27 protein-coding genes are annotated in these 23,857 nt (G+C 44.0%); 22 read left to right on the top strand and 5 right to left on the bottom strand.

All coding sequences use genetic code 11. From position 1 onward, the window contains the following. Positions 1–112 precede the first annotated feature (112 nt). The 19 genes from ELZ11_RS20785 to ELZ11_RS20695 all read left to right on the top strand — a co-directional run bounded on the left by ELZ11_RS20785 (position 113) and on the right by ELZ11_RS20695 (position 16,437). Positions 113–880: a DUF3450 domain-containing protein gene (locus tag ELZ11_RS20785; protein ID WP_137359298.1), complete on the top strand. Its 768-nt coding sequence runs from the start codon at positions 113–115 to the stop codon at positions 878–880. Beyond that, complete coding sequence (locus tag ELZ11_RS20780; protein ID WP_137359297.1) at positions 880–2,256, top strand: MotA/TolQ/ExbB proton channel family protein; 1,377 nt, start codon at positions 880–882, stop codon at positions 2,254–2,256. Before ELZ11_RS20785 ends, ELZ11_RS20780 begins: the two co-directional genes overlap by 1 nt. 59 nt (positions 2,257–2,315) lie before the next feature. Next, positions 2,316–2,834, top strand: a complete 519-nt coding sequence (locus tag ELZ11_RS20775) for a MotA/TolQ/ExbB proton channel family protein (RefSeq protein ID WP_137359356.1) — start codon at positions 2,316–2,318, stop codon at positions 2,832–2,834. Beyond that, a complete protein-coding gene (locus ELZ11_RS20770; RefSeq protein ID WP_137359296.1) occupies positions 2,831–3,235 on the top strand; it encodes an ExbD/TolR family protein in 405 nt (134 codons plus the stop codon). Before ELZ11_RS20775 ends, ELZ11_RS20770 begins: the two co-directional genes overlap by 4 nt. Further along, positions 3,235–3,855 carry an energy transducer TonB gene (locus ELZ11_RS20765; RefSeq protein ID WP_137359295.1) on the top strand — a complete coding sequence of 207 codons (621 nt, stop codon included), beginning with the start codon at positions 3,235–3,237 and terminating at the stop codon, positions 3,853–3,855. The genes ELZ11_RS20770 and ELZ11_RS20765 overlap by 1 nt, the downstream gene beginning before the upstream one ends. Then, positions 3,852–5,024: a tetratricopeptide repeat protein gene (locus ELZ11_RS20760; RefSeq protein ID WP_137359294.1), complete on the top strand. Its 1,173-nt coding sequence runs from the start codon at positions 3,852–3,854 to the stop codon at positions 5,022–5,024. Before ELZ11_RS20765 ends, ELZ11_RS20760 begins: the two co-directional genes overlap by 4 nt. Before the next feature lie 143 nt (positions 5,025–5,167). Continuing rightward, positions 5,168–5,929: a siderophore ferric iron reductase gene (locus ELZ11_RS20755; RefSeq protein ID WP_137359293.1), complete on the top strand. Its 762-nt coding sequence runs from the start codon at positions 5,168–5,170 to the stop codon at positions 5,927–5,929. Between the two features lie 83 nt (positions 5,930–6,012). Further along, on the top strand, positions 6,013–6,780 hold the full coding sequence (locus ELZ11_RS20750) for an ABC transporter ATP-binding protein (protein WP_137359292.1): 768 nt from the start codon (positions 6,013–6,015) through the stop codon (positions 6,778–6,780). 21 nt (positions 6,781–6,801) lie between these two features. After that, entirely contained in the window at positions 6,802–7,692 is an 891-nt protein-coding gene (locus tag ELZ11_RS20745; RefSeq protein WP_137359291.1) for an ABC transporter substrate-binding protein, read from the top strand. Then, positions 7,693–9,690 (top strand): Fe(3+)-hydroxamate ABC transporter permease FhuB, encoded by a 1,998-nt coding sequence (fhuB, locus tag ELZ11_RS20740; protein ID WP_137359290.1) that lies wholly within the window; start codon positions 7,693–7,695, stop codon positions 9,688–9,690. A gap of 208 nt (positions 9,691–9,898) precedes the next feature. Then, complete coding sequence (locus tag ELZ11_RS20735) at positions 9,899–10,525, top strand: PepSY-associated TM helix domain-containing protein (protein WP_137359289.1); 627 nt, start codon at positions 9,899–9,901, stop codon at positions 10,523–10,525. Positions 10,526–10,563: 38 nt separating this feature from the next. Continuing rightward, a complete protein-coding gene (locus ELZ11_RS20730) occupies positions 10,564–11,079 on the top strand; it encodes a DUF2271 domain-containing protein (RefSeq protein ID WP_137359288.1) in 516 nt (171 codons plus the stop codon). A 90-nt stretch (positions 11,080–11,169) separates the two neighbouring features. Continuing rightward, on the top strand, positions 11,170–12,006 hold the full coding sequence (locus ELZ11_RS20725) for a DUF4198 domain-containing protein (RefSeq protein WP_208746727.1): 837 nt from the start codon (positions 11,170–11,172) through the stop codon (positions 12,004–12,006). Positions 12,007–12,078: 72 nt separating this feature from the next. Further along, entirely contained in the window at positions 12,079–12,411 is a 333-nt protein-coding gene (locus ELZ11_RS20720) for a hypothetical protein (protein WP_137359286.1), read from the top strand. Beyond that, positions 12,408–12,998: a DUF6162 family protein gene (locus ELZ11_RS20715; protein WP_137359285.1), complete on the top strand. Its 591-nt coding sequence runs from the start codon at positions 12,408–12,410 to the stop codon at positions 12,996–12,998. Before ELZ11_RS20720 ends, ELZ11_RS20715 begins: the two co-directional genes overlap by 4 nt. 18 nt (positions 12,999–13,016) lie before the next feature. Beyond that, entirely contained in the window at positions 13,017–13,937 is a 921-nt protein-coding gene (locus ELZ11_RS20710) for a metal ABC transporter solute-binding protein, Zn/Mn family (protein WP_137359284.1), read from the top strand. After that, positions 13,937–14,668 (top strand): metal ABC transporter ATP-binding protein, encoded by a 732-nt coding sequence (locus tag ELZ11_RS20705; protein ID WP_137359355.1) that lies wholly within the window; start codon positions 13,937–13,939, stop codon positions 14,666–14,668. Before ELZ11_RS20710 ends, ELZ11_RS20705 begins: the two co-directional genes overlap by 1 nt. Continuing rightward, positions 14,668–15,543 (top strand): metal ABC transporter permease, encoded by an 876-nt coding sequence (locus ELZ11_RS20700; protein ID WP_137359283.1) that lies wholly within the window; start codon positions 14,668–14,670, stop codon positions 15,541–15,543. The genes ELZ11_RS20705 and ELZ11_RS20700 overlap by 1 nt, the downstream gene beginning before the upstream one ends. Before the next feature lie 3 nt (positions 15,544–15,546). Beyond that, a complete protein-coding gene (locus ELZ11_RS20695) occupies positions 15,547–16,437 on the top strand; it encodes a metal ABC transporter substrate-binding protein (RefSeq protein ID WP_137359282.1) in 891 nt (296 codons plus the stop codon). An 84-nt stretch (positions 16,438–16,521) separates the two neighbouring features. Here the strand turns inward: ELZ11_RS20695 and ELZ11_RS20690 are convergent, their stop codons facing one another. Next, positions 16,522–16,719 carry a DUF2986 domain-containing protein gene (locus ELZ11_RS20690; RefSeq protein ID WP_137359281.1) on the bottom strand — a complete coding sequence of 66 codons (198 nt, stop codon included), beginning with the start codon at positions 16,717–16,719 and terminating at the stop codon, positions 16,522–16,524. Between the two features lie 97 nt (positions 16,720–16,816). Between ELZ11_RS20690 and ELZ11_RS20685 the strand changes: the two genes are divergently transcribed. Both ELZ11_RS20685 and ELZ11_RS20680 read left to right on the top strand, forming a co-directional pair. Continuing rightward, positions 16,817–17,335, top strand: a complete 519-nt coding sequence (locus ELZ11_RS20685) for a GNAT family N-acetyltransferase (RefSeq protein WP_137359280.1) — start codon at positions 16,817–16,819, stop codon at positions 17,333–17,335. Further along, positions 17,335–17,721: a nitrous oxide-stimulated promoter family protein gene (locus ELZ11_RS20680; protein ID WP_137359279.1), complete on the top strand. Its 387-nt coding sequence runs from the start codon at positions 17,335–17,337 to the stop codon at positions 17,719–17,721. The genes ELZ11_RS20685 and ELZ11_RS20680 overlap by 1 nt, the downstream gene beginning before the upstream one ends. A 31-nt stretch (positions 17,722–17,752) precedes the next feature. Here the strand turns inward: ELZ11_RS20680 and ELZ11_RS20675 are convergent, their stop codons facing one another. Continuing rightward, positions 17,753–19,150: an MATE family efflux transporter gene (locus tag ELZ11_RS20675; protein WP_137359278.1), complete on the bottom strand. Its 1,398-nt coding sequence runs from the start codon at positions 19,148–19,150 to the stop codon at positions 17,753–17,755. Positions 19,151–19,201: 51 nt separating this feature from the next. On the opposite strand from ELZ11_RS20675, the gene ELZ11_RS20670 reads away from it, so the two are divergent. Then, on the top strand, positions 19,202–20,113 hold the full coding sequence (locus ELZ11_RS20670; protein ID WP_137359277.1) for an AraC family transcriptional regulator: 912 nt from the start codon (positions 19,202–19,204) through the stop codon (positions 20,111–20,113). An 18-nt stretch (positions 20,114–20,131) separates the two neighbouring features. Here ELZ11_RS20670 and ELZ11_RS20665 read toward each other — a convergent pair whose 3' ends face one another. The 3 genes from ELZ11_RS20665 to ELZ11_RS20655 all read right to left on the bottom strand — a co-directional run bounded on the left by ELZ11_RS20665 (position 20,132) and on the right by ELZ11_RS20655 (position 23,806). Beyond that, positions 20,132–20,821 (bottom strand): Crp/Fnr family transcriptional regulator, encoded by a 690-nt coding sequence (locus tag ELZ11_RS20665; protein ID WP_137359276.1) that lies wholly within the window; start codon positions 20,819–20,821, stop codon positions 20,132–20,134. Between the two features lie 86 nt (positions 20,822–20,907). Beyond that, positions 20,908–22,128, bottom strand: a complete 1,221-nt coding sequence (locus ELZ11_RS20660; RefSeq protein ID WP_137359275.1) for an EAL domain-containing response regulator — start codon at positions 22,126–22,128, stop codon at positions 20,908–20,910. A gap of 1 nt (position 22,129) precedes the next feature. After that, positions 22,130–23,806: a response regulator gene (locus ELZ11_RS20655; protein WP_137359274.1), complete on the bottom strand. Its 1,677-nt coding sequence runs from the start codon at positions 23,804–23,806 to the stop codon at positions 22,130–22,132. Positions 23,807–23,857: the final 51 nt, after the last annotated feature.

Genomic DNA, 23,857 nt, shown 5'->3' with positions numbered 1-23,857 from the left:
TTTCTTGGATTTAATTGGCTAAGAAAATATAAATTTAGATGGGGCTTATTGATAATGAGAGCGTTTATCAATAAACTTCATTTGAAACTTTCTCACGTAATTGACGACAACTATGAACCTTCTAAAAACTAGCCTTGCCTTCCTCATTGGCTCTTTGGCAACGTCTGCGACAGCGAATAGCTTAGATCAGGCACAAGCCGTTCAAAACAAAACTAACGCAGCTTCTGCATCTAGCCAAAAAACAATCAATCGCAGCGCTGAAGCGACGCTAAGCTTGAAAGCAGAAATCGAGCAATTACAAGAAGAAGTTAAGAACTTAGAAATTTACCACAACCACCTCTCGGCATTGGTCGACAGCCAAAACGAAGAAGCACAAAACTTCGAAGACCAGATTGACCAAATTAAGTACACGCGCCAAGGGGTTGTGCCTTTGATGTACCAAATGATTGATGGCCTGCAATACATTGTCGAAACAGATGCGCCGATTAAGTTAGAACAACGCCGAGAACGTGTTGAGAAGCTCAAAACTATGATGACTCGCGCTGATGTAAGTGATGCTGAGAAATACCGCCGTATTCTTGAGGCGTATCAAATTGAAATGGATTACGGTACCAAGTTGGGTATTTACCAAGGTCGTATGGCATTAAGTGACACTCAAAATATTGAGGCTGACATTCTTCACTTAGGTCGTACTTCATTAGTCGCTAGAAACCTAAGCGGTAATAAGTACTGGGCGTGGAATCAAGTCGTAAAACAGTGGCAGCCACTAGATAGTTCTATGAAAGCTGATTTGGACAAAGCGTATGATATCGCTAGCCAACAGGTTGCTCCAAGCCTAATTACTTTACCTGTTTCACTAAATATTGCAGAGGCTAAATAATGAACTTTAAATTTTTAGCAACAGCACTATGCATTGCGAGCTTTTCTTTTGGATCAGTTGCCGCTGATGGCACAACTGCGGAACTTGTATCTAGCGCGAAAGCGGAAAACAAAGCACAGCAAAAGCATAACATCGCTCGTGAATCGGGTTTCAAATTGACAGAAAAAGAGCTTAAAGCTCAAAAAGCTGCGTTAGAAGCAAAGCGTAAATCACTACAACAGCAAACCGATCAGCTGACGAAAACATTCAGTGCCAATGAAGACAAATTGGCTCGTCTAGAAGAAAAGCTTCGCCTAGAAACGGGCAGCTTAGGTGAGCTATTCGGTGTGGTTCGTCAGAATGCGAAAGAGCTAGGCGCGGAACTTCACAGTAGTGTGAATAGCGTGGATCGTGGTGAACATACTGCAACTGTTGACCAGATCATTGACGCAAAATCTTTACCGTCTATGCCACAACTTACTGGCTTATGGCTAAGTATGGTGGATCAAATTCACGCAAGTGGTGAACTAAGCGAAACGCAAATTCAGTACATCGATGGAGAAGGCAATACTCAGACGGTCGATGCCGTTCGTCTTGGTTCATTGGGCCTTATTACTGAGCAAGGTTACGTAAACTGGAATGCTAACCGTAATGATGCGGTCGCTTACCTGAAACAACCTGAAAATGGTCCAGTTCTAAGTGGTTTGTCATCGTTAAAAAATGGTGAAGTATCAAATATCGTATTGGACCCATCTCGTGGCGTCATGCTTGAGCAATTAGCATTGACTCCAAGCCTAATGGATCGTCTGCAAGCGGGTGGTGTTGTCGGTAAGGTGATTCTTGGCTTGCTAGCAATTGGTTTAATCATTGCGCTATTCCGTGGTGTGTCTTTAGCTGTTGCTCGTCAGAAAATTCGTTCACAACTTAAGAAACCGACTGAACCTGGCAATAACCCATTGGGACGTGTTCTTGCGGTATACGATAAAGAACAAAATCGTACTATTGAAGCGCTAGAATTACGCTTACTAGAGGCCGTTGTTGATGAGCAAACTCACTTAGAAAAAGGTTTGTCGATGCTTAAGCTACTGGCTGCGCTTGCACCAATGCTTGGGTTACTAGGTACCGTGACAGGTATGATCGAAACTTTCCAAGTTATTACTCAATTTGGTAACGGCGACCCTAAAGTGATGGCTGGTGGTATCTCAATGGCGCTTGTGACAACAGTGCTTGGTTTGGTTGCGGCTATGCCATTGCTGTTGGCTCACAATATTCTAAGCACTCAGGCAGAAAACATTCGCAATATTCTAGAAAAGCAGGGTATTGGTTTGATTGCTGAGCAAGCCGAGAAAGATGTACAACCCCAAGCCACCGTTACGCCAGTAGGGACTGCTGCCTAATGAGTATTTTGTTGTCTGGTACTTTGCTGCCGATCTCAATATTCGAACAGAGTGGGCTGATGGGAGCAAGTTTGCTCTCACTGTCCCAGTTTATGGAGCAAGGCGGCTTCGTTTTGTGGTGGCTTGCTGCCGTGGTTGTAGTGTACTGGTTCTTGGTAGTCGAGCGAGTACTTTACCTCACCTTTTATTTTCCTAAGCAACGCCAATTTTGGGTAGCGCAGTGGCAAAGTCGTCAAGACCATAATTCATGGCATGCTCGTGCCATTCGTGATGGTTGGCTAGGGCAGGCAAATATGCTGCTTAACCAAAACCTAAACTTTATTAAGTTATTGGTGGCGATCTGCCCAATGCTAGGGCTACTTGGCACAGTAACGGGAATGATTTCTGTATTTGATGTGATGGCCAACCAAGGTAGTAGTAACCCGAAGTTAATGGCGTCAGGAATATCACTTGCAACGTTACCAACAATGGCAGGTATGGTTGCAGCGTTAGCTGGTATGTTTGTGCATGCGCGACTGGCCAAGAAATGTAATTTATTAGAAATGAAACTAGAAAAATCTTTAAGGAGTCAGCGATGAGACTCGGTAGGCGACATAGCAAAAACGACGAAGCGCAAATCGATTTAACTTCTATGTTAGATATCGTGTTTATCATGCTGATCTTTTTCATTGTGACGAGTTCGTTTGTTCGGGAATCAGGTGTAGAGGTGAATCGTCCTCAAGCCTCGAACGTTGTCAGTCAAAAAGACGCTGGTATTTTTGTAGCGATTACTTCCGCAAACGATATTTACATTGATAAACGAATGATCGATGTAGAACGCGTTCAAGCAACATTAGAACATTTGTTGCTAGAGCAGCCGGATGCCTCGTTGGTGATCCAAGCCGACGAACATGCCTATAACGGTACTGTTGTGAAAGTGATGGATGCGGCGAAAGGGGCGGGAGTGAAGAACATCGCCTTAGCGGCGGAGAAGCGTTAATGCTGCGTTTTCTTATTGCGTTACCTTTAGCTGGCGTTTTAGGTTTGGCGCTGTTTTCTTTCATGGCATGGATGGTCGACAATGGTCATCAGCGTGAAGCTGAACAAAGCGAATCATTGAGTTTCAACATGGTGATGGTTGAGGCTGAGCAGGAAGTTCAGCGTCGTCAAAGGAGTGTGCCGGAACAACCTAAGGCTCCAGAGCCTCCGCCGGAATCTCAAGTTTCTCAATCAAAAGCAGAAGTCACCCCCATTACTCCGATGACATCGATTCCATCGCTAGGGTTAGATACCTCAATAGACGGATTAGCGATTAATGCTCCAACGTTTTCTGATTTTGGGGCAAATCAACAAGCGATGCCTCTTTATCGTGTTGAGCCTCGTTATCCTGCGAAGGCACTAAAACGTGGCGCAGAAGGTTACGTTGTCATGCAATTCACGATTGACGAAACAGGCCGCCCAGTAGACGTAGAAGTGTTAGAAGCTAACCCGAGACGTATGTTTGAACGTGAAGCGGTACGAGCCCTTAAAAAGTGGAAGTATCAGCCTAAGGTCATCGACGGCAAATCAATTGCACAGTTGAACCAAACTGTAAGACTGGAGTTTAAACTAGCCAAATGATGAAACGGATATTTATTAGCTTATTGTCGGTACTGGTTTCGGTGTCTGCTCTCGCTAGTGAACTGAGTCAATATACCGCTGTTCGAGTTCAAAAAGCGCACCAGCTTGCACAAGATGAGAAAGTCAGCGAAGCCATAGAAGCTTTAGAAGAACTCGATATTTCAAGATCTTACGATAAAGCGTTTGTCGCGCGCATGTTAGGTGTCTTCTATTGGCAAAATGAACAGACTAAAAAGGCGATCGAGAGCTTAACTTATGCTGTTGAAAGCGGTTTGTTATTAGACGAGCAGGCGTGGGTCACTCAAAGAATGTTGGCGGATGTTCTTTTGAATGAACAGCAATTTAAAAAGGCGCTACCTCACTATTACAAACTGGTGAAATCAGCGCCTGAGAATCAAGCCAAAGATCAATTGTGGATGCGAATAGCACAAGCCGAGTATCAAATTGAAAATTGGACTAAAACGTTAGCTGCAATTAAACAATACGATACGTTCGGCAATAAAGATGCGCTACCACCATTGTCGCTTAAGCTTGGCGCGCAAATGCAGTTAAAACAGTGGAAAAGCGCCATTCCGACGTTAGAAAAGCTCATCGTGTTACAGCCAGAAAAGTCGAATTGGTGGCGTCAACTTGTCGGTCTACACCTGAGATTAGAGCGTGATAAGTCAGCATTGAGCACATTAGCATTAGCGAAGTTACAAGGCGTCGAAATCACCCAAGCGGACAGACGTTTACTTGCCCAACTCTATGCCAAACAGGGTATTCCTGAACGCGCGGCACAGGAGATTAGCGAGTTGGAAGAGGCAAACACAGACGTACAATTGCTTGCAGAACAAGCGACGTATTGGCAGTTGGCTAAAGAGTGGGATAAATCGATCGCTGTTTGGTCTTTAGCGTCAAAGCATGATGTTAAATACCATTGGAACGTTGCTCAGTTGATGGTGCAAGAAGGGCAATATCGTCAAGCTCTGACTGAACTTGATAAAGTGAAAGCAAAAGATAAACAAGCAGATGTAGCGTTGGCCAGAGTACGCGCACTGTATAAGTTGAACCAATTAGAAGGTGCACTTATCCAAGCTAAGCGAGCGGATAATATTGAGGCCTCTAGTGAAGCCAAAGGTTGGATTAAATACTTAACGCAACTTCGCAGTATTGAAGCAAGCAGCTAAATCGATGTAACCTCGGTTTGACTTAGAAAGCGATTGACCATCTGGCAATCGCTTTTTTTGCATTAAAACTAACTGATTATCATTTGCAATAAATTATAAATCCTTTAACCTAGCGTTCACAATAAGAAAATTAACACTACCTCATGAACGCAAACTTCTCATTCGACCTCTTATTTGAATACTCTCAGGCGGTAACCCCTTATTTAGCAGGACGCTTTTCGCCATTAGAGCCGAGTAGTGAAGCTGTGCTTCCATCGGTGACTTATGACACTTCGTGTAGCGATGAGATTCAGGCATTGTATCAGTCGCTGGCAACATCGAATCCAGAAGCCAAACAAGCCTATTGGTTGACCCGTACATGGGGCTTATTGTGTTGGCAGCCAATCTATTTATCGTTTATTTCTATTTATGCCTGTCGAGGGCTGCCAAACATCAAAACGATGACACAAGATATCCAAAGTGAATTCATAGCTGGGTACCAGTTTAACGACAAGCAAGTCAGAGTCGATGAGCAAAATGAGCTGATTCGTTTAGCAGCGCAAGAATTGAATGAGCTATTTGAATTTTATCGAAGTGAGATAGGAGCTTGGACGCGGATTCGTCCAGGTTTTACTCAATATCTATTCGCCGATGCCATCTTAGATTGCATTGTCAAAGTACAAGCCTACCTGCCAGATCTTCCAAATGAGTACCTGTTAGAGCAAGCTAAGCTCTGGGTAGAATCAGCACAATTACCTTTAGCTTCTTTACGTGGACTTAAGATAAATCCAGAAACGAACAAACTCCATCTCGTTCGGACAAGCTGTTGTTTAGTTTACAAATGTGAGGGCAGAAAGCTGTGTGATGATTGCCCGAAGCACCCGAATAATAAAAAAGGTATGACGAAGCAAGCTGTCGCATCATAAAAACTAAATACTTATGAAAATTATTATCATTTATTTACTGTTATGGTAAAGTTTTCGCAGTTTTTCATTATCCAATTCTACTCATGTATCAATTAGTCGATGCGTCGTTTGAAATCGACGGTAAAACGATTCTCTCCCCAACTAATCTCACCTTTCAACATGGTCAAGTTACAACTTTACTTGGCCATAACGGTTGCGGTAAATCTTCACTGATTAAGCTTCTTAGCCGTCAGAACAAGCAAAATAGTGGTCAGGTCTTATTGAACGGGCAAGCGGTTGATCAGTTTACTAGCCAAGAATTCGCTCTGAACGTTGCCTATCTTCCACAGCACCCCCCGATCACTGATGGAGTCACCGTAAGAGAGCTTGTTTGTTTCGGTCGTTATCCTTGGAAAGGGGCGTTTGGCCGTTATAGCAAAGAAGACTATCAATTGGTTGATGAAGCGATAGAGAAGGTCGGTTTAACTCCTTTTTCTGACCGGTTTGTAGCGACATTGTCTGGTGGTGAACGCCAGCGAGCTTGGGTAGCGATGTTATTGGCACAAAAAAGCCAATGTATTTTGCTTGATGAACCTACATCAGCATTAGATGTAGCCCACCAGCATGAACTGCTCGCTTTGATTCGTGAGCTAAACCAAACGCTGGGCTTAACTGTGATTATGGTGCTACATGATGTGAATATGGCAGCGAAGTTCAGCGATGAAATAATCGCGTTGCATTCGGGGAAAGTCATCGCCCAAGGCACGCCAGATGAAATCATGACAGCCAGCACGTTAAAAAGCATCTACGGTATGGAACTTGCGCTTTTCTCTCACCCTGAAACTGGTCAATCGATCAGCTACATCCCTTAACGTATACCTGAGGATTTATCTGTGAAACACGTTTTAATCATTTTGGCTGCGCTGGCTACTTGGTCGGTACAGGCTATCGAAATAAAACACGAACTTGGTGTGACCACATTTAAGCAAACGCCGGTAAAGGTGGTAGCGTTAGATTGGGCATTAACTGAGACCATTTTGAGTTTAGATGTAGTGCCTGTGGGCGTTGCAGATGTAAAAGGGTATAACACTTGGGTTGAGTATCCTGTGTTACCTAAAGAATCGATCGACGTGGGGTCACGAAGAGAGCCAAACCTAGAGCTACTGACAAAGCTAGATCCAGATGTAATCCTAATTAGTAAGCATATGTCTGCGGCCTATGAACAACTGAATAAAATTGCTCCAACCATCGCATTTTCAGTGTATAGCGAGAAGAAAACACCTATCGAATCGGCTACGCATATCACAAGAGAGCTAGGTTCATTGCTCGGTAAAGATCTGCAAGCTGAACAAGTGATTAGCGCCACGCAAGCAAAATTCAAGGCAAACGGAGATAAGGTCACGAAAGCTAACCCAGATTCTAAACCGCTGATGTTCGTCCGATTCATTGATGATAAAACGCTACGAATCCATAGCGATGGTTCTTTAGCTCAAGCAACAATTCAGTCGATGGGGCTAAGTAATTCTTGGACTGAACCAACTAATTTATGGGGGTTCACGACGGCCGGTATTGAAAAGGTTGCAGAACATCAAAAAACGAACATGATGATTTTTGGGCCGCTAAATAAACAAGAGCGCGCACAGCTGACTCAGTCTGCTTTGTGGCAAGCTATGGAATTTTCGAGATCTAAGTCTGTGTATGAGTTACCTCCTATTTGGACTTTTGGCGGTTTAATTGCTGCTCAACGATTCAGCGACCAAATTACAGAAGAATTAACAAAATAGATGGATACCGTTGCCATACAAAAAGGTCCTTGGGTTAATCGTAAGACTCAGGCATTAGTTTCTGCAGTATTGTTGGCTTCTGCTATCGCAATGCTGATCAATATTACTGTGCCTTACTCAAAAGGGGGCGCGTTTCTCTGGGATGTTGTATTCAATTATGACAGCGCTGACTACCAACATATCGTAACCAATTTAACGTATTTACCACGTTTGGCCGTTGCCTTAATTTGCGGTTTTGCACTTGCGACCGCAGGCTGCGTGATGCAGTTTGTATTGCGAAACCCAATTGCCTCGCCAACGACTTTGGGTGTGGCTTCTGGAGCCGAGTTAGGTATGGTTCTCGGGATTCTATTTATTCCGGCGAACATTGCGATTGGTGGATTTATCCCTGCATTTTTTGGAGGCTGTTTAGCGACGGCACTTGTTTTTGCATTGTCAGCGAAGCGAGGTTTTTCTCCGGTACATATGGTGTTAGCGGGTATGGTGGTGAGCTTATTTTTTGGCTCTCTCAATACCATGCTCATGCTCCTGAACGAAGAACATTTGACTAGCTTGTTTGTGTGGGGGGCGGGAACGTTGAATCAAAATGATTGGTCTAGCGTTCAAGCATTACTGCCATTAGTGATATTGCCAGTCGTTGTGTTGATGTTGCTGGAACGTCCACTTTCGTCATTACAACTTGGTGATACTGTTGCAAGCTCGATTGGCGTCGATATCAAAAAGATCAAATTAGCATGTTTGGGTTTAGCAATATTCATTACAGCATCGGTTGTTAGCGAAGTTGGCTTAATTGGATTTATTGGTATTGTCGCGCCAGCGGTAGCACGAATGTTAGGTGTTAGGCGTTTAAACGCGCAAATTTTGGTGAGTGGGTTAGTCGGTGCATTAATGCTTTTGCTTGCCGATCTAATTATTCAGCCATTTTCTGGTGCTGGTGGTGAAATACTGCCAACAGGTGCGATGACTGCATTACTAGGCGCGCCGTTTTTACTGTGGTTGTTAAACCGAAAAGTCATGCAATCGGATATGAAATCGCGTGATACGGCTATTGTTCATTATCAGCATGCGTCGTTGCATCGTGCGCTTTTGGTACTTATTCCTATTTTTGCGCTCGCGCTAATTGGATCAATGTTTGTTGGTAAAGATCAACTTGGTTGGACGGTCAGCGCTTCACAAATGGTGTTTGACCTTAGACTACCTCGCGTTTTAGTGGCGATTTTTGCCGGTGTTGGCTTGGCGATAGCGGGTACAATTATTCAACGTGTCTCAACTAACCCAATGGCGAGCCCCGAAATACTGGGTATCAGCTCCGGTGCAGCGCTTGCGTTGGTCATAGGTGCTATGTTCGGCTTTGCGGTAGAGCGTCATGAGCAAATGCTGCTTGGTACCGCGGGCGCAGTCCTCGTTACTGGGTTTATTTGGTGGACGGGTAAAAAGCATAACTTTGCAGCGACTCAGATGCTATTGACCGGTATTGCGTTAAGCGCTGGCTTAGATGCATTTCTGAGAATCGCACTGTCTTCAGGGCAAGATAATGTGCGTTCTTTGCTGACTTGGTTATCAGGTTCCACTTACCTAGTGGCGATTGAAGACGTTTATCTACTCATTGCCGGAGTTGTCATTCTTGGAGGGGTATCGGTTAAGTTGCACCGTTGGCTCGATATTACGGGGTTGGGTGAAACAACGTCGAATAGCTTAGGCCTTAACTCTGGCCGAGTTCGAATGTTATTGCTTCTTTTGGTCGCGAGCTTAACGACCTTGTGTACTATTGTCATTGGCCCATTAAGCTTTATTGGGTTGTTAGCGCCGCATATGGCTAGGTCTTTACATCAATACAAGGCCTCTCACCAAATCATTACCGCATCCGTTATTGGTAGTATCATCATGCTACTAGCCGATTGGGTAGGGAGAACGCTTTGGTTCCCATGGCAGTTCCCGGCAGGCTTGCTAGCTTCTCTAATTGGTGGTGCTTACTTCCTATACTTGATGCGAAAATAACTTGAAACTGTGCTTAACTTTTTGGACTTAAATTAATCAGTTTTAGGCTAAAAATTAGAGAGTTATTTGGGAGTTGGTTCCCCTAAAAGGCCGTTCATTGTGAACGGCTTTTTTACATTCTACACAAACGTAAACAATGTAAATTAAATGCCAATACGAATGATTATCACATAAATTAGCGGCGTTAATTTAATTGGTACTTCGTTTTATGGTGTTAAAAAACAGAACCGTTCAACTCTGGGCGCGTCGTCTACATATCTATATCTCAATGGCGTTACTTCTTGTTGTGCTGTTTTTTTCCGTTACGGGTATCACCTTAAATCGTCCCCAATTGTTTGAATTAAATGAACCGAAAATAGAACAATTTGAATTATCTGTTCCGCATTCTACTTTGTTTACAGCTGACGGAAGCATTGAGTCGGATAATCAAATGCTGTTGTCCTTTCTTGCTGATGCTGGTATCTCGGGTATCGCATCCAATCTTGACGTTTACTCAGAGTACGAAGATGGGGAGCTTGTCATTGGTGAAGTTTCTCTTGATTACAAAGCGCCAGGCTATAACGCATCTGTGTTCATAGATCTCACCACTCAAACTGCAGAAGTAGAAACCACAAATTATGGCGTAATCGCTTTACTAAACGATCTACATAAAGGGCGTAATAGTGGTGAAGTGTGGAAATGGTTTATCGATATTACCGCATTGCTGATGATCTTTTTCGTATTGACTGGCGTGTGTTTGCTTGTTCCAAAGAAAAAGACTTTCGTCACTTCAATCAAATGGACCGTGTTTGGTTCCGCCGTATCCCTCGCAATTTATTTAGCTGCTGTGCCCTAGGCGCAGTGGTTTCAAGGAAAGACACAGAGATTTATACAATGAAAATGTCTACGTTTAGCAAGCTATTACTTGCTCTATCTGTTAGCCCAGTGACAGGGGCAGCCCAGTTACCAGAATCTGCCAAGTTGGATATTAACTTTGAGCTACCAAAGATTGAAACGTCAATGTACGCCCGTCCATATGTAGCGGTTTGGATTGAAGATAGCAAAAGAAAACCAGTAAAAACGGTAGAGCTATGGGTGGGTAAAGATGAGTGGCTAAAAGACCTGCGTAGCTGGTGGAGAAAAGTAGGGCGCTACGATCGCGAACTTGTTGATGCCGTTACTTCGGCGACTCGTCCTGCCGGCCAATATCGATTCGTATGGGATGGTACCAATGATGCGGGTGAACGTGTTGCGCAAGGCAATTACACCTTACATGTAGAAGTGGTACGTGAACATGGTGGTCGTAACTACTTGCGTCAGAAACTCGAATTACTTGATTCAGATGTGCTCTATGAATTAAAGCCGACAGAAGAAACTGGGCTTATCACGCTGAACTATCAGGTGAAGTAATTAGGTGAGCGAAACAGCCATCTGGTAATGAATTTGAATTAGAACACCGCTTCCTCACAAACCTTAGAAGCGACAAACAATGGAATTGAATTGATGCAACATACAAAAATGAAAGCAATAGCACTGGCTGGTGTCATGGCATTTGGCTTAGCGGCAACCACGACAGCGCAGGCTCACCCTCGTTGGGTTTTACCTTCTCATTTCACTGTTTCTAAAGAAGGTGGCGATTGGTTGACCTTTGATGTGACCGCATCGCACGGCACGTTTGTATTCGATAAGCCTGCAGGTAGCGATAAAGCATTTGTCGTTATGCCTGACGGCCGCAGCGAGCGACCGAACTTTGTGGTGAAAGGGAAGCGCCGTTCTATGTTCGATTTCTATTTCGAAGAAGAAGGTACTCATAAAGTGGCTATCAACAATGAGCCGACTTACTACACGCAGTACAAAGCGGGCCGCAGGGACACGGTTAAGTGGGTGAAAGCCAATAAAGCAGAACGAGCAGGTGTGGTGCCAGAGAAAGCACGTGACATTGTCACTCGTATTAGTTACACCCGTGCTGAAAGCTACATCACTGTAGGTAAACCAACAGAGAAAGCATTAGAAATCGAAGGTAAGTTGCTGGAAATGAAGCCAGTTACGCATCCTGCAGACATCATTGAAGGTGAACCAGTAACTTTTCAGTTCTTCTATAACGGTGAGCCTCAACAGGGGGTAACTGCGGAAATTACTCGTGAAGGGACGCTTTACCGTAATCAGCAAGAACAAATTGACGTTGTGAGTAACGAGCAAGGTGAAGTGACGTTTACACCTGATGTGGCTGGTCGTTATTTAATGAAAGCTAACTACAAAGGTGAGCTAGAAAACCATCCGTTAGCAGATACCGCTAGCGTAAATGTTCACCTAACGTTCGAAGCGCTGCTTCAGTAATCGCGTACAAACCTTGCTGTCTTAATTTTCGGGCTCACGTTTGAGCCCTTTGCTGTTTTTTGGTGGTCTCCGATGAATATTAAAATAACAAAAACGTTTACTTCTTCAGCTTTGGCTTTGGCAATCGGCTTAGCCTCTATGCCAACAATGGCGCACTTTCCACTAATGGGCTGTTGGTTTGATGGCGATAAAGTGGTGTGTGAAGCCGGTTATTCAGACGGAAGCACAGCCGTTGATTACGAAGTAGAAATGTTTGATTACGATGACAATTTAATTGCTAAGACTTCGACTGATAAGCGCTCCATTGCTGAGTTTGAGCATCCTCAAGTCGACTTTTATCTGGTATTCGATGCAGGCCATGAAAATCCGGTGGAAGTAGATGTTGTTGAGATTAAAAGTAAATGAACACTCAAAAAGTAAGAGCCGATACGGGTGGTCGAGAAGGTAAGTGGGTTGGCTTAATTATCATCGCTATCTTGGTCTTCGCATTTTTCGCCATCCCATTTAATCAGTCTGACTCCGAAACGGAAACGGTATTGGATCATCAAGTGTTAATTTCGGATGTGAAACAAGAGAACCTAGCGATGATTGCAGAGCTTAGATTGGCCCACGAAGAAATACGAGATCTCTACTTAGATTCAATTTCAAATTCAAACTCAAACTTTGGAACGGAGAGTTGGCCTACCATCGAAAGCCTAGAATCAGATTGGGTTTCCCCTTTTGTCAAAGATCAGAGTTGGCAGCGCAAAGGTCAACATCAGTGGCAGTTGGTGGGTGAAGGCTACTACTTAGGGTTACCTCAAAACGCTCAAGCCGCTGCAGCGACTTTGCTGATTAGTGTCAATGAGCAGCCAGAAATTTGGTTGTCGCAAGATCGACAGATTCAGCTTGAGCATGTCACTAGCACTCCTGATTTCGAAAAAACCTCTCTTATCAAAGCCGGTTGGCGACAAGTCGTAATGGCTGCCGCCGATGAGCATCAAGCACACTAAATCAAAGGCAAAAACACCATGAGAATGTTTACCTTACTCGTCGCTGCATTGTCAGTTATCGCAGCACCGTTAGTTCAAGCCGCCAAAGAAAAAATAACCATTGGTATTACGCTTCAACCGTATTACAGCTATGTCAAAGCCGTAGTGGGTGACAAAGCGAATGTACTCCCTTTAGTCGATGCTGGTTTTAATCCACATAACTACTTGCCACAGCCTAATGATTTAAAAAGATTAAATCAGATGGATGTGATCGTAGTTAATGGTATTGGACACGATGACTTTGCGCTAAAGGTGATAGCGGCGTCACAGAGAGATGATCTTGTCGTGATCAAAGCAAACAAAGAAGTGCCATTGCTACCAGCCATGGGGCAATCGGTAGGGCAAGGCGCTGTTAATCCTCATACATTTGTTGGGTTATCAACGACCATTCAAAAGGTATACACAATTGCGACTGAACTGTCGAAACTAGACCCTGGTAATGCCAAGTTTTATCGTAAAAATGCGCGCACCTATGCCAAACAATTTCGCTTGATGAAGCGTGACGCGATGCTATCCCTTGGTGAATTGAATACATCAGGCATGAAAGTCGCGACTACGCACAACGCGTATGGATACATTCTGCAGGAATTTGGTGTTGATGTTGCTGCGGTAATTGAACCCGCTCACGGTGTTGAACCAAGCGCGAGCCAGCTACAAGGTACGATAGAGAAAATTAAAGGTTCTGGTATTGATGTTCTGTTTTATGAGTTAAACATGCCGAATCGATTTGTCGACACCATTGAGTCTGAAACTGGTGTTCAGCTATACCGTTTTTCTCACATGACTCATGGCGAATACGAGAATGACAAAGTTGAAGTTGAAATGAAAAAGAACTTAGAAACGCTAATTGAAGCAATGAAGTTTGCTGCGAAAAACCAACTTGTAAGTGGTGAAGCATGATGCAAGGGCCTTCGATTTCTATTTCCAACTTAGGCTTACAATATGACGACAACGTTATATTGGATGGTATTACAACATCGTTTGGTGCTGGTCAGTGTCATGTGATCATGGGCCCAAATGGTGGTGGGAAAACATCGTTATTGCGATCAGTACTGGGGCTTACTCCGTTTAGTGGTGATATCAGCATTCAATGGCCGAAGGCTCAAAGCATTGGATACGTACCGCAAAAAGCGACATTTGAACCAAGCTTACCGCTAACGGTTATGGATTTTGTATTGCTAAACCAAACACGCATGCCGTTGTTCTGGCGAAAGCAAACCAAACAAACGCAACACGCGTTGTCGCAATTGGAAAGGGTGGGAATGGCGACACGTAGTGACCGTCGTATGGGACAACTTTCCGGTGGTGAACAGCAACGAGTGTTATTCGCGCAAGCGCTTCTCGATAACCCTAGTTTGTTGGTGTTAGACGAACCAACCACAGGAATGGACGAGCAGGGCGTTCGTTATTTGGAAGCCTTAATTCGAGAGTGTGCTGCTGAAGGGAAAACCATTCTTGCAGTACACCATGACGTTTCAGCGGTAAGACGTTTAGATGCGCAAGTGCACGTCGTTAATCGATATTTGGTTGAAAGTGGTCATCATGAACAAGTGCTGCACCCGTCTAAAATTGAACGCCTTTTCCAACATTATACGTCGTCCTCTTCTTCATTGACGAAGGAGGTAGCGTAATGGATTGGCTAAGACAACTTGCGGTTTCCGGTGTTGAAGCGGGGCTATTGAGCGACAGTTTTGCGTATGCATTTATGGTCAATGCCTTGGTGGCGGCGCTATTACTAGGCCCTTTGCTTGGTGGACTGGGTACACTAGTCATCGCGAAGCGACTGGCATTTTTCTCTGAAGCTGTCGGCCACGCGGCTTTGACTGGTATTGCGATTGGTGTGCTGCTTGGTGAGCCACCAGAAAACCCGATTATTGGGTTATTTAGTTTTTGTATGATCTTTGCTTTGCTACTGCATTTTGTACGTAATCGAACCAATGTACCTTACGATACGCTGGTTGGTGTGTTCCTAGCGCTTGCGCTTGCGGTAGGTGCAGCGCTGCTAATGTACGTGGCTCGTAAGATAAACATCCACATGTTAGAAAACGTGTTATTTGGTTCAATCTTAACGGTGACAGATCAAGATTTAGCCATTCTTGCGATAAGCTGCCTTGTTATTTTGGTGCTCCTTATTCCGACATTTAATCGGATTCTTCTGACTTGTATCAGTCCTGATATCGCCAAAGTTCGTGGTTACAACACGAGTTTCTATGATTACTTGTTCGTGATGATGATTACCCTAGTAACAATAGCGGCAGTAAAAATTGTCGGCGCCGTTTTAGTTGGTGCATTGCTGCTTATCCCTGGCGCAACGGCTCGCCTGTTAACCAAAAGAATGGGCAGTTTTGTACTATTGTCTGCATTGCTTGCCACCATTGCATGTTTAGTGGGGACCGTTTTGCCAATGGAGCTCGAACTACCGGTACCATCTGGCGCTTCCATCATCATTGTTTCAGCGACTTTCTTCTTAGTTGCGACCATGTATCGAATTATTAGAAAGGCGTAGGACATGAAATTGAAATTTAACGTGGCGAAATTGAGCGTTACTTTGGCGTTAATAGCAGCCAGTACTTTTGCGGGAAGCATTCAAGCTAAAGACATCTTAACCAGCACTCCTGTTACTTATATGCTGGCTTCAGAGCTAATGAAAGGGACAGAAGTTACCACTGAATACTTGCCGCCAAAGCGTTATGGCGTTGAGCGTTTACCAAATTGGTACGCATCTAAAGGAAACGAAAAAGCGCAGCAGCTTGGGAAAGATGCGTCGGTTGCGTTAACTTTGGCGTCGATATGGCAGCAAGATCCGACTTATGTTTATTCGAGGCAAGGCAATATTCGTTTGATAGAGGTGGATGCAGCTCAGGCCATTACACCAAGGGCTCAAGGGGTTGCGAGTTTGACGCTTGATAACGGCAGCACTTCAAAATATGCGTGGCTGAATCCTACCAATTTGATCCGTATGGCGGCGATTGTCGCTGATGATTTCAAAAAGGTTTGGCCATCACATGCTGTGGAAATTGACCGTAATTTACAAGCGCTGATGCTCGACGTACGCTCGTTGATCAACCAACAGCAATCGACGATCTTTGAAAATGAAATCGATTCAGTGGTTTTATTGTCAGAGTCGTTAGAAGATTTCGCGTCTGGAAACCAGTTGTTTGTTGTCGAACGTGTATTCCAAGCGGAATTGGAATGGACAGACGTGTTTAAACAGGAGCTGAAAACGCAGTTTGAAGACGATGATAGCTTGTGGTTAGTCACCTCAAGAAAACCTTCAAAGACATTGCTAGCGCTTGTGCCTGAAGCGCGAATTTTAGTTGTGGACTCAGTCGACCGCTGGGGCTCAAAAGGAATAACTCGCAATAATCCACTAGCGCGCTGGATGGTAGAAGTGAACTAGTACTAAAAACGATAGCCAAACAAAAAAAGACATTATGGGAGCATAATGTCTTTTTTATTGTAACTAAATTAACAAGTGTTTCTGTTACTTATCTTCTTCTTGAGTCTCAACAGATTCAACTGTTTGTTCAGGAGCTTGTTCTGCTTTCTGAGTTTCTTCTGCTTCCATCTTTGCGCGTTCGGCTTTGGAAATGTAACGAGGCTTGTTGCTTTTGTGCAGCTTTGAGTTCGCTTTCTTTTGCTTCTTCTTTAGAATTTCGTTGATTTTTTTCTTACGGTTCATTGCTGCGTAGCCTTGTAAATGATTTAGGCGATGGAGGATAATCATTTTAGTGACAGAACTCAATATTTACGATGGTTTAACCAAGGAAAAGGTCATTATGAAAGCGGTGAGCACGGCACGTTTGAGGCTGAGAATGATGAATGAGTTTGACGCTGCATTTATACAGAAGCTATACAATTGCGAAGACTTTCTACGTTTCATTGGGGATAAGCAGATTAACTCGCTTGATAACGCTGCTGAATATATTCAGAACAATATCCTCAACATGTACTTAGAGAAGGGCGTGTGTTTACTTCTCGTTGAAGAAAAAGAAACAGGCCAACCAATCGGTGTATGTGGTTTGATCAAACGCGATACGTTAGAGGCTCATGACATTGGATATGGATTTTTGCCAGAGTTCTATGGCAAAGGCTACGCGTTTGAAGCTTCTCAAGCAATTATTCAGCAAGCTAAACATAAGCCTGATATCGATCATGTAGTGGCAATTACGACTTCTGATAATATTCGCAGTATCAAGCTACTCGAAAACCTAGGTTTTACATTTCAGCGGGTAGAAGAAATATTGTCTGAAGAGGTTAACTTAAATCTCTATGGCCTGCATTTAGGAAGCAATTGATGTTTGAGCATAACAACATTCTGCAAGGTGAGTTGGCAACTGAGTACAAAACGGTCATTGCGATGGTGCACATTTACTGTCGAGATCATCACGGTTGTAAACAGCTATGTGATGAGTGTAGTGAGCTGTTGGAATATGCAGAGACACGTTTAGACCGGTGTCCTTATGGTCAAGCGAAGCCGACATGTAATAAGTGTCCAATCCATTGTTACAAGCCAGAGCCTAAAGAGCAGATGAGGCTTGTAATGCGTTATGCAGGCCCAAGAATGTTGCTTAAACACCCTATACTGGCAATTCGCCATCTAATTCATGAGAAACGTGCCGTTCCTGTTAAACCGGAGTCACACGCTTCTAATCGTCACATACGCATGAAAGCTTCCAAATAGCTGGAAGGCCTTAGGCGATTTCTTTTGGCTGTTACGCTTCACTCGGCGTTTGTGTAGTGATGGTTAAGTTGTTTATCCAAAGCCGAGTCAAATAGCGATGTGAGCACATAAGTAGTTTTACGACTTCTTCTACGAGCATCAATGCGTAAATATATTTGAAGTCCCAACCTGCGATAAATGCTCCGTAAGCACACAAGGGTATTCCAATCATCCACATCGCGATGAAGTCCATACGCAGGCAGTATGGGTTATCGCCACCAGAACGTAATACACCGTTGATGATCACCATGTTAAGCATCCGTATTGAGATCGCGCAGCACATAATAATGATTGCTGGTGCTGCAAGCGCATAGAGGTTTGGCTCGGTAAGGTTTAGCCAATGCAGAACATGTTCTCGGTTGAAGTAAAGCAACAATCCAACGGTTAGGCCGAAACCAAGAACCGCCTTGATGAAAATTTTTGCCATCTGCATCGCTTCATCAAATTCATCGCGTCCAAGTGATTGCCCAATCAGTACCGAACACGCCACTGAAATTCCAAAAAATACTGAATAACAGAGCGATTCAAAGGGAGCTAGCATCGAGAAAACGGCAAGTTCAGTAGTGCCCATATGACCAAAGATTATTTGGTAGGCCATTGTTCCTACTGCCCAAAGTACTGCGTTCATCGTGAGTGGTAGCGCAAGACGACGGTATGCGAGCCAAAGGGAAGGTCTGTCTAAAGAGCTTTCACTTGTTAATAGCCAGTGATTGCGCACTCTCATGTAGCCATACATCAGCAATACTTGGATGAAACGAGACAACGTCGTCGCCAAAGCTGCACCCGCCACACCCATTGCTGGGATACCAAGTCCACCTTTAATTAGCAGGAAGTTAAGCGCGATATTCAGGGCGATGGTTATGGCACCAAGTAATAACGGTGTGACAGTGTCACCCGAAGAGCGCATGCTTGCTTCAACCACAATGACTAAGTGGGTCAGAAGTAATACTGGAAACCCATACCAAAGGTAAGTGGTACCGAGCTCAATAACGGTGTGATCTGAGGTTTGTAGCGTCATCAAAAGGCCCGAACCTAATGTGATCACTAAAGTGACGGGTAGTAACACTTTTAAGCCGAACTTAAGCGCTAGGGTAGTTACCGTTTTGGCGCTTTTGGGATCCCGCTTTCCCCAATATTGAGCGACAAGGGTGCCGTTAGCCGCCGCCAATCCAGCCATTATCATGATGGCAACAAAATGCCATTTTGACGCAATTCCCACAGCAGCGGTTGCTTCCATCCCAAAATCGCTTACCATCAGAACATCCGCGAGTGCGAGGATAGCCACCAACGCACTTTGTAAAGCGACAGGTAAACCAAGCTTAATGATCTTAGATAGAATATGCTCTGAGCTTACTTTTTTAGATAAATTCGATCTTGGTTTGACGGCCATATCTGCTCCTTGGTTGGCCGTAAAATATAGTGTCTCAATGAGAGGTTGAACATGTTAGAAAAACAACAAAACCTGTGCAAATCCGTCATTGAAGAGTTTTCTCCCAAAAGTCAGTGGGTAGATGAAGTTTACCTAGCTGAGACGTGCAAAGAACGATTTTTGACGACGAATGATATTCCAGAGCTAGAAAACCAGGGGATCTTTATGGCTGGAATGGCGGAGCTGCGAGATGAGTATTACGTAGAACGTCTTGGTGTATCAGTTCATACGTTACTTTTTACGCTAGAAGGTGGTGGAATACTTATAACCTCAGACAATGTTCAATTCATTGAACCGTACAGCTTGGTTGTATTACCTGCGGAGACACCATTCCGATTTGAACTGAACCCAGAAAATACGTTTTGGAAAATGGCGTGGGTCTTGCCTGTCGCCACTGAGAAATGGGCCTTTATTGATGAGTTAGGGCAATGCATAGTGCCGTTCGGTGAGAATGAACGGCTTTGGTCTTTAATGCATCTTATGCACATTGAGATAGGCGGCAGAGCGAGCTTTCGAAACCTATTGGTCAGTGAAATGATTCGTCTTATTAGTGGCTTTGAGCCTAAATCGACCAGTTCGCCAGCGCGTGTTCAGGCGCTATTTAACGATATTGAAAGCCAGCTTCACTTGCCATGGACCGTACAAGGCATGGCAGAAAAAGTATTCATGAGTGAAGAGCAGCTAAACCGAATCTCAAAAAGTTTGTTTGGCTTGTCGCCCCGTAGCAAGCTGATTCAACTGAGAATGGAAAAAGCGCTGAGCTTGCTCAATCAACAAGAGTGGTCTGTTTCAATGATTTCGCAGCGATTAGGCTATAAAGATCCGTACAACTTTTCACATCGCTTTAAAAAGCACTTTGGCCAATCCCCAAGCCAATACAGAAAGTCTGTGCTTCGCTCGTTGAATCAAGATACTCAAAGTTAGCCAAGGATATAACGTTGGTTATTGGCTTGGTAGGTCGTTGTCTAAATGGCTTATTCTCTGACTTAACGCTGGTATATCAAGTATGTGGATACTGCCACGTTCAAGGCTGAGCTCTTTCTGGGCTTCTAGCTCTTTGAGTACCTCATTTAGTCTTGGACGAGATATCCCTGTGATTTGACTGAGCTGTTTTTGTGAAATGTCTATTTTTACCAAGCTGCCTTGAACTGAAGGGAGGCGCTTAGCGATTTGAAGCAACGAAAATACAATACGAGACTCACGATCATACAGAGAGCAAAGCTGGCTCTTAAGCCAATCTTGCTGAACTTCTAACACGCTAAAATAGAGCCACTTATAAACTTCGTTGTTCGAAAGCGCTAGCTTATCAATTTTGTCTTTTGGGAAATAAATAAAGCTGACTGGTAAAAGCTCGTCGACAGTGGCATTAAAAGACATGCTAGCAGACATGATACTGCCGCCAAACCAAGTGCCAGATCCAAGCAAACTGGCGTTCATCGAGTTGGTGTTTTCAGCTGAAAAACTGACCGACATGATCCCTTTGGTTATATAAAACACCCCACCTTGGGTGACACGCGCGGACAAAGCTCTATCGGGGATACCGTGAAATTCAATGGCGCACTCTAAAAGTTTCTGCTTAAGAAAATCAGAAAGCTCACACGGCCATTGGATATTAAAGGAATGGGTTTTCACAAGTGCTCTCGGCTACACAGAAGACGAGTAAGTGTAGCGCGAGAATTCATTTACATACAATACGATAATATTTAACTGATGCTCTATTATGCAGTTAATGGTTCACTTAATTCACAGTTTGGCATTTTAGTGAAATGCTTAATGCAAAGTACGGTGAAGTCATTACTACATTTGGGTTTCGCTAAATAATATCCCTGTAAAACGTCACACCCCATTTTGGCAAGTTGACAGGCTTGCGCACGCGTTTCTACACCTTCCGCCACCACATTTAAATCAAGGCTCTTTCCTAGCGCAATAACGCAGCGAATCGCAGCAAGGTGTTTATTGTTTTGCATCATTTGGCTAACGAAAAACTGATCTATTTTTAGCTCAGAAAATGGGCTAGAGATCAGTTGGCTCAATGATGAGTGCCCAGTCCCGAAGTCATCAATAGAAATAGAGACACCGCGCATGCGTAAACGGCTGGTATTTTCTAGTGAGCGAGCAAGATCCGTTGCCAGTTCTGTTTCGGTCACTTCCAAGATGAGTTTGGTTGGAGGAAAACGTACCTCGTCAATAATTTGTAGGACTCGGTCGGCAAAGTCGGGTTTAACGATATCGGATGGCGTTACATTCACAGACACAGTCAACGGCCAGCCTTGATTGTGCCACATCGCTGCGGTTTCTACGGATTTTCTCAGCATTTGGAAAGTTAATTGGTAACTCAGCCCCATAGAAAGCAGTTTCTCTAAAAAGTGGTTAGGAGCAAGCGTACCAAGAGTTGGGTGGTTCCAACGAATGAGAGCTTCCGCACCCACCAAATGTCCATTCTTCGCGTCAAAGTGAGCCTGAAAATATGGCTCGAATTCATCGTGCGATAAAGCGTGTCGAATCTCTTTTTCTTGGATTTGTGAGTTTGGCTTGCAGCGCTTTTTCGAAGCAAGCCTATCTTGAACGAGTGTTTCTAAAAGCTCAGATACATGTTCACGCCTTAGGGGCTTGATGAGGTTGGTGACTTTTTCTAAACCATAAGACTTAGACATTTCGACGACTGCGTTTTGCACATCGATAGGTGCGCTACTGGTAAAGACTAATGTTGGTTGGATCTCTTTGGATGCCAGTATTCGTGCAAACTCAACGCCATCCATTTCCGGCATGTATAAGTCGCAAAAAATCACATCCGGGCGCTGTTTTGCGACGGCTTCAAGGCCATGTTTACCATTCGTAGCGGTAATGATCTTGGCATTACATACAGAGGAGAGCATTGAATTGAGAACTTTACATTGAAATACATCGTCCTCGATGATCAAGATGTTACAAATGTCCATATTACGGATACGCCTCCACAGGAGCAGCCAGCTCCGCGTAATCAAGTTGCTGCGCTAACAATCGGCTTTGCGCTATAAACTCTTTGCTCTGAATGAATGGACTATCGTGCAATTGATCTTTGCAACGAATCGCTAAATGAAGCACGTCCCGTTTACTCCAATTGTGTGGCCAGGCTCTGGTCAGTACCCCGAGCAGCAATTTTGGAATGTCCATATCTGTATATTGGGTATCCATTGCGCGCGCGAGCAGAGATGAAGCTTTTTCAAAGTTCTTCTGTTCAATCAGTTGAAGAGCATCTTGCTTGAGTTTCGCTGAGCTTTCACGCATACGTTGAACTTTGTTACGCCACTGAGAAAGGTAGGCGAGTAACGCTTTATCTTCAGTGGTGAACGGTTCCTTTTTTAGTTCAATATTGATGAGTTCGGTAAGCTTTTGGTATTCATCATGCTTGCCGAGTAGCAAATATACCCGTGATAGTTCGACGTTTTCTAATAATGTAGGCTGGTAGTCTTCAATACGCTTGATGGATTCGTAGTAATCTGCCAATAACGCGCGGCCTTTCATCACATCGCTTTTCAAAATATTACCACGAGCAAAAATCAGCAGTTCAAGATGTTTGTACTGTTGTCTTGGGAATTTAGCGCGCCAGTTTTCCGCCCATTTACTTAGCGTTGAAAGGTAAGTGAGTCGTTTTTCTCGTGGTGAAAACTGTGCTTGATCTAATACTAGTTGAGCGCCGAGCTGGTACATTTCTAGCGATTCACGAAATGAGTGGCGCGATTCTAAAATCATGCTCTTGGTACTGGCAATAGCGTTTGGAAGATCGAACAGTGCCATGTTTAGAAAGACTTTTAATCGGTGGCGCTGAATCACTTTTGGAGAGATTGAAATGGAACGTTCAATTTCGTCTCGGGCTTGCTCGAAGCTAATTTGGGCGACGTGCAATTCTGCACTTAACGCGGCGGCAGCGGCGGCGTGAAATGGGTCTTTTTGCAAAGGCTTTAGTAGGAACAAACCTTGTTTATATTGACGTTGGTTAAGAGCAATTTGAGCTAAGTTTAGTGTAACTTTTCCGTTCTCACTGCTGCCTTGAAGGTTAATCAGAACGTTACGCGCCTCGTCCAATTGCCCTAGAGCCATCATAGACTCTGCCTTGATACGTTGGCTTAGTGCGATGATGTCTTCTTCTTTGTAAAAGGTTTCATCAATTAGGTTAATGGCTTCCTCATATTTACCTTTGGAGAAGGTCACTAGAAGATCCCCTAATATATGCTTCTTACGGATAAAGCCAGGAAGGCGATCTTTCAACGTTGTGTAGTTGAGGGGCTTTAATAGGTATCCGTCTGGGTTGAGTTCCATGAAACCACGAACCACTTCTGCGGTTGCATCACCTGTCACTATGATATTGGCGCAGTCAGCCGCCAATAATCCACGAGTTTGTAACTCATCAATTAACTGGAAACCATTGGCTTTTTCACCAAGGTTATAGTCGAAAAGAACTAAGCCATATTGATTGGTGCGGCAGCGTGAAATTGCCTCTGACGCATCTTGTGCAAAGTGAAGCATTTCTGGTTGGTAACCAAGCTTTTGGAGCATTCCTTTCGCTGCGGTTCTGTACATTGAGCTATCGTCAACGATGAGAACTGGGCGTGTACGGTCAATATGTTTAAAAGACATGGTATCAAATCGCTATAAATTGGAACTTGGTTATTATTTACAATTTATATA

Source organism: Vibrio profundi, from assembly GCF_005281835.1.
GTDB lineage: Bacteria > Pseudomonadota > Gammaproteobacteria > Enterobacterales > Vibrionaceae > Vibrio > Vibrio profundi.
This window is presented reverse-complemented; position numbering and strand designations above follow the sequence as displayed.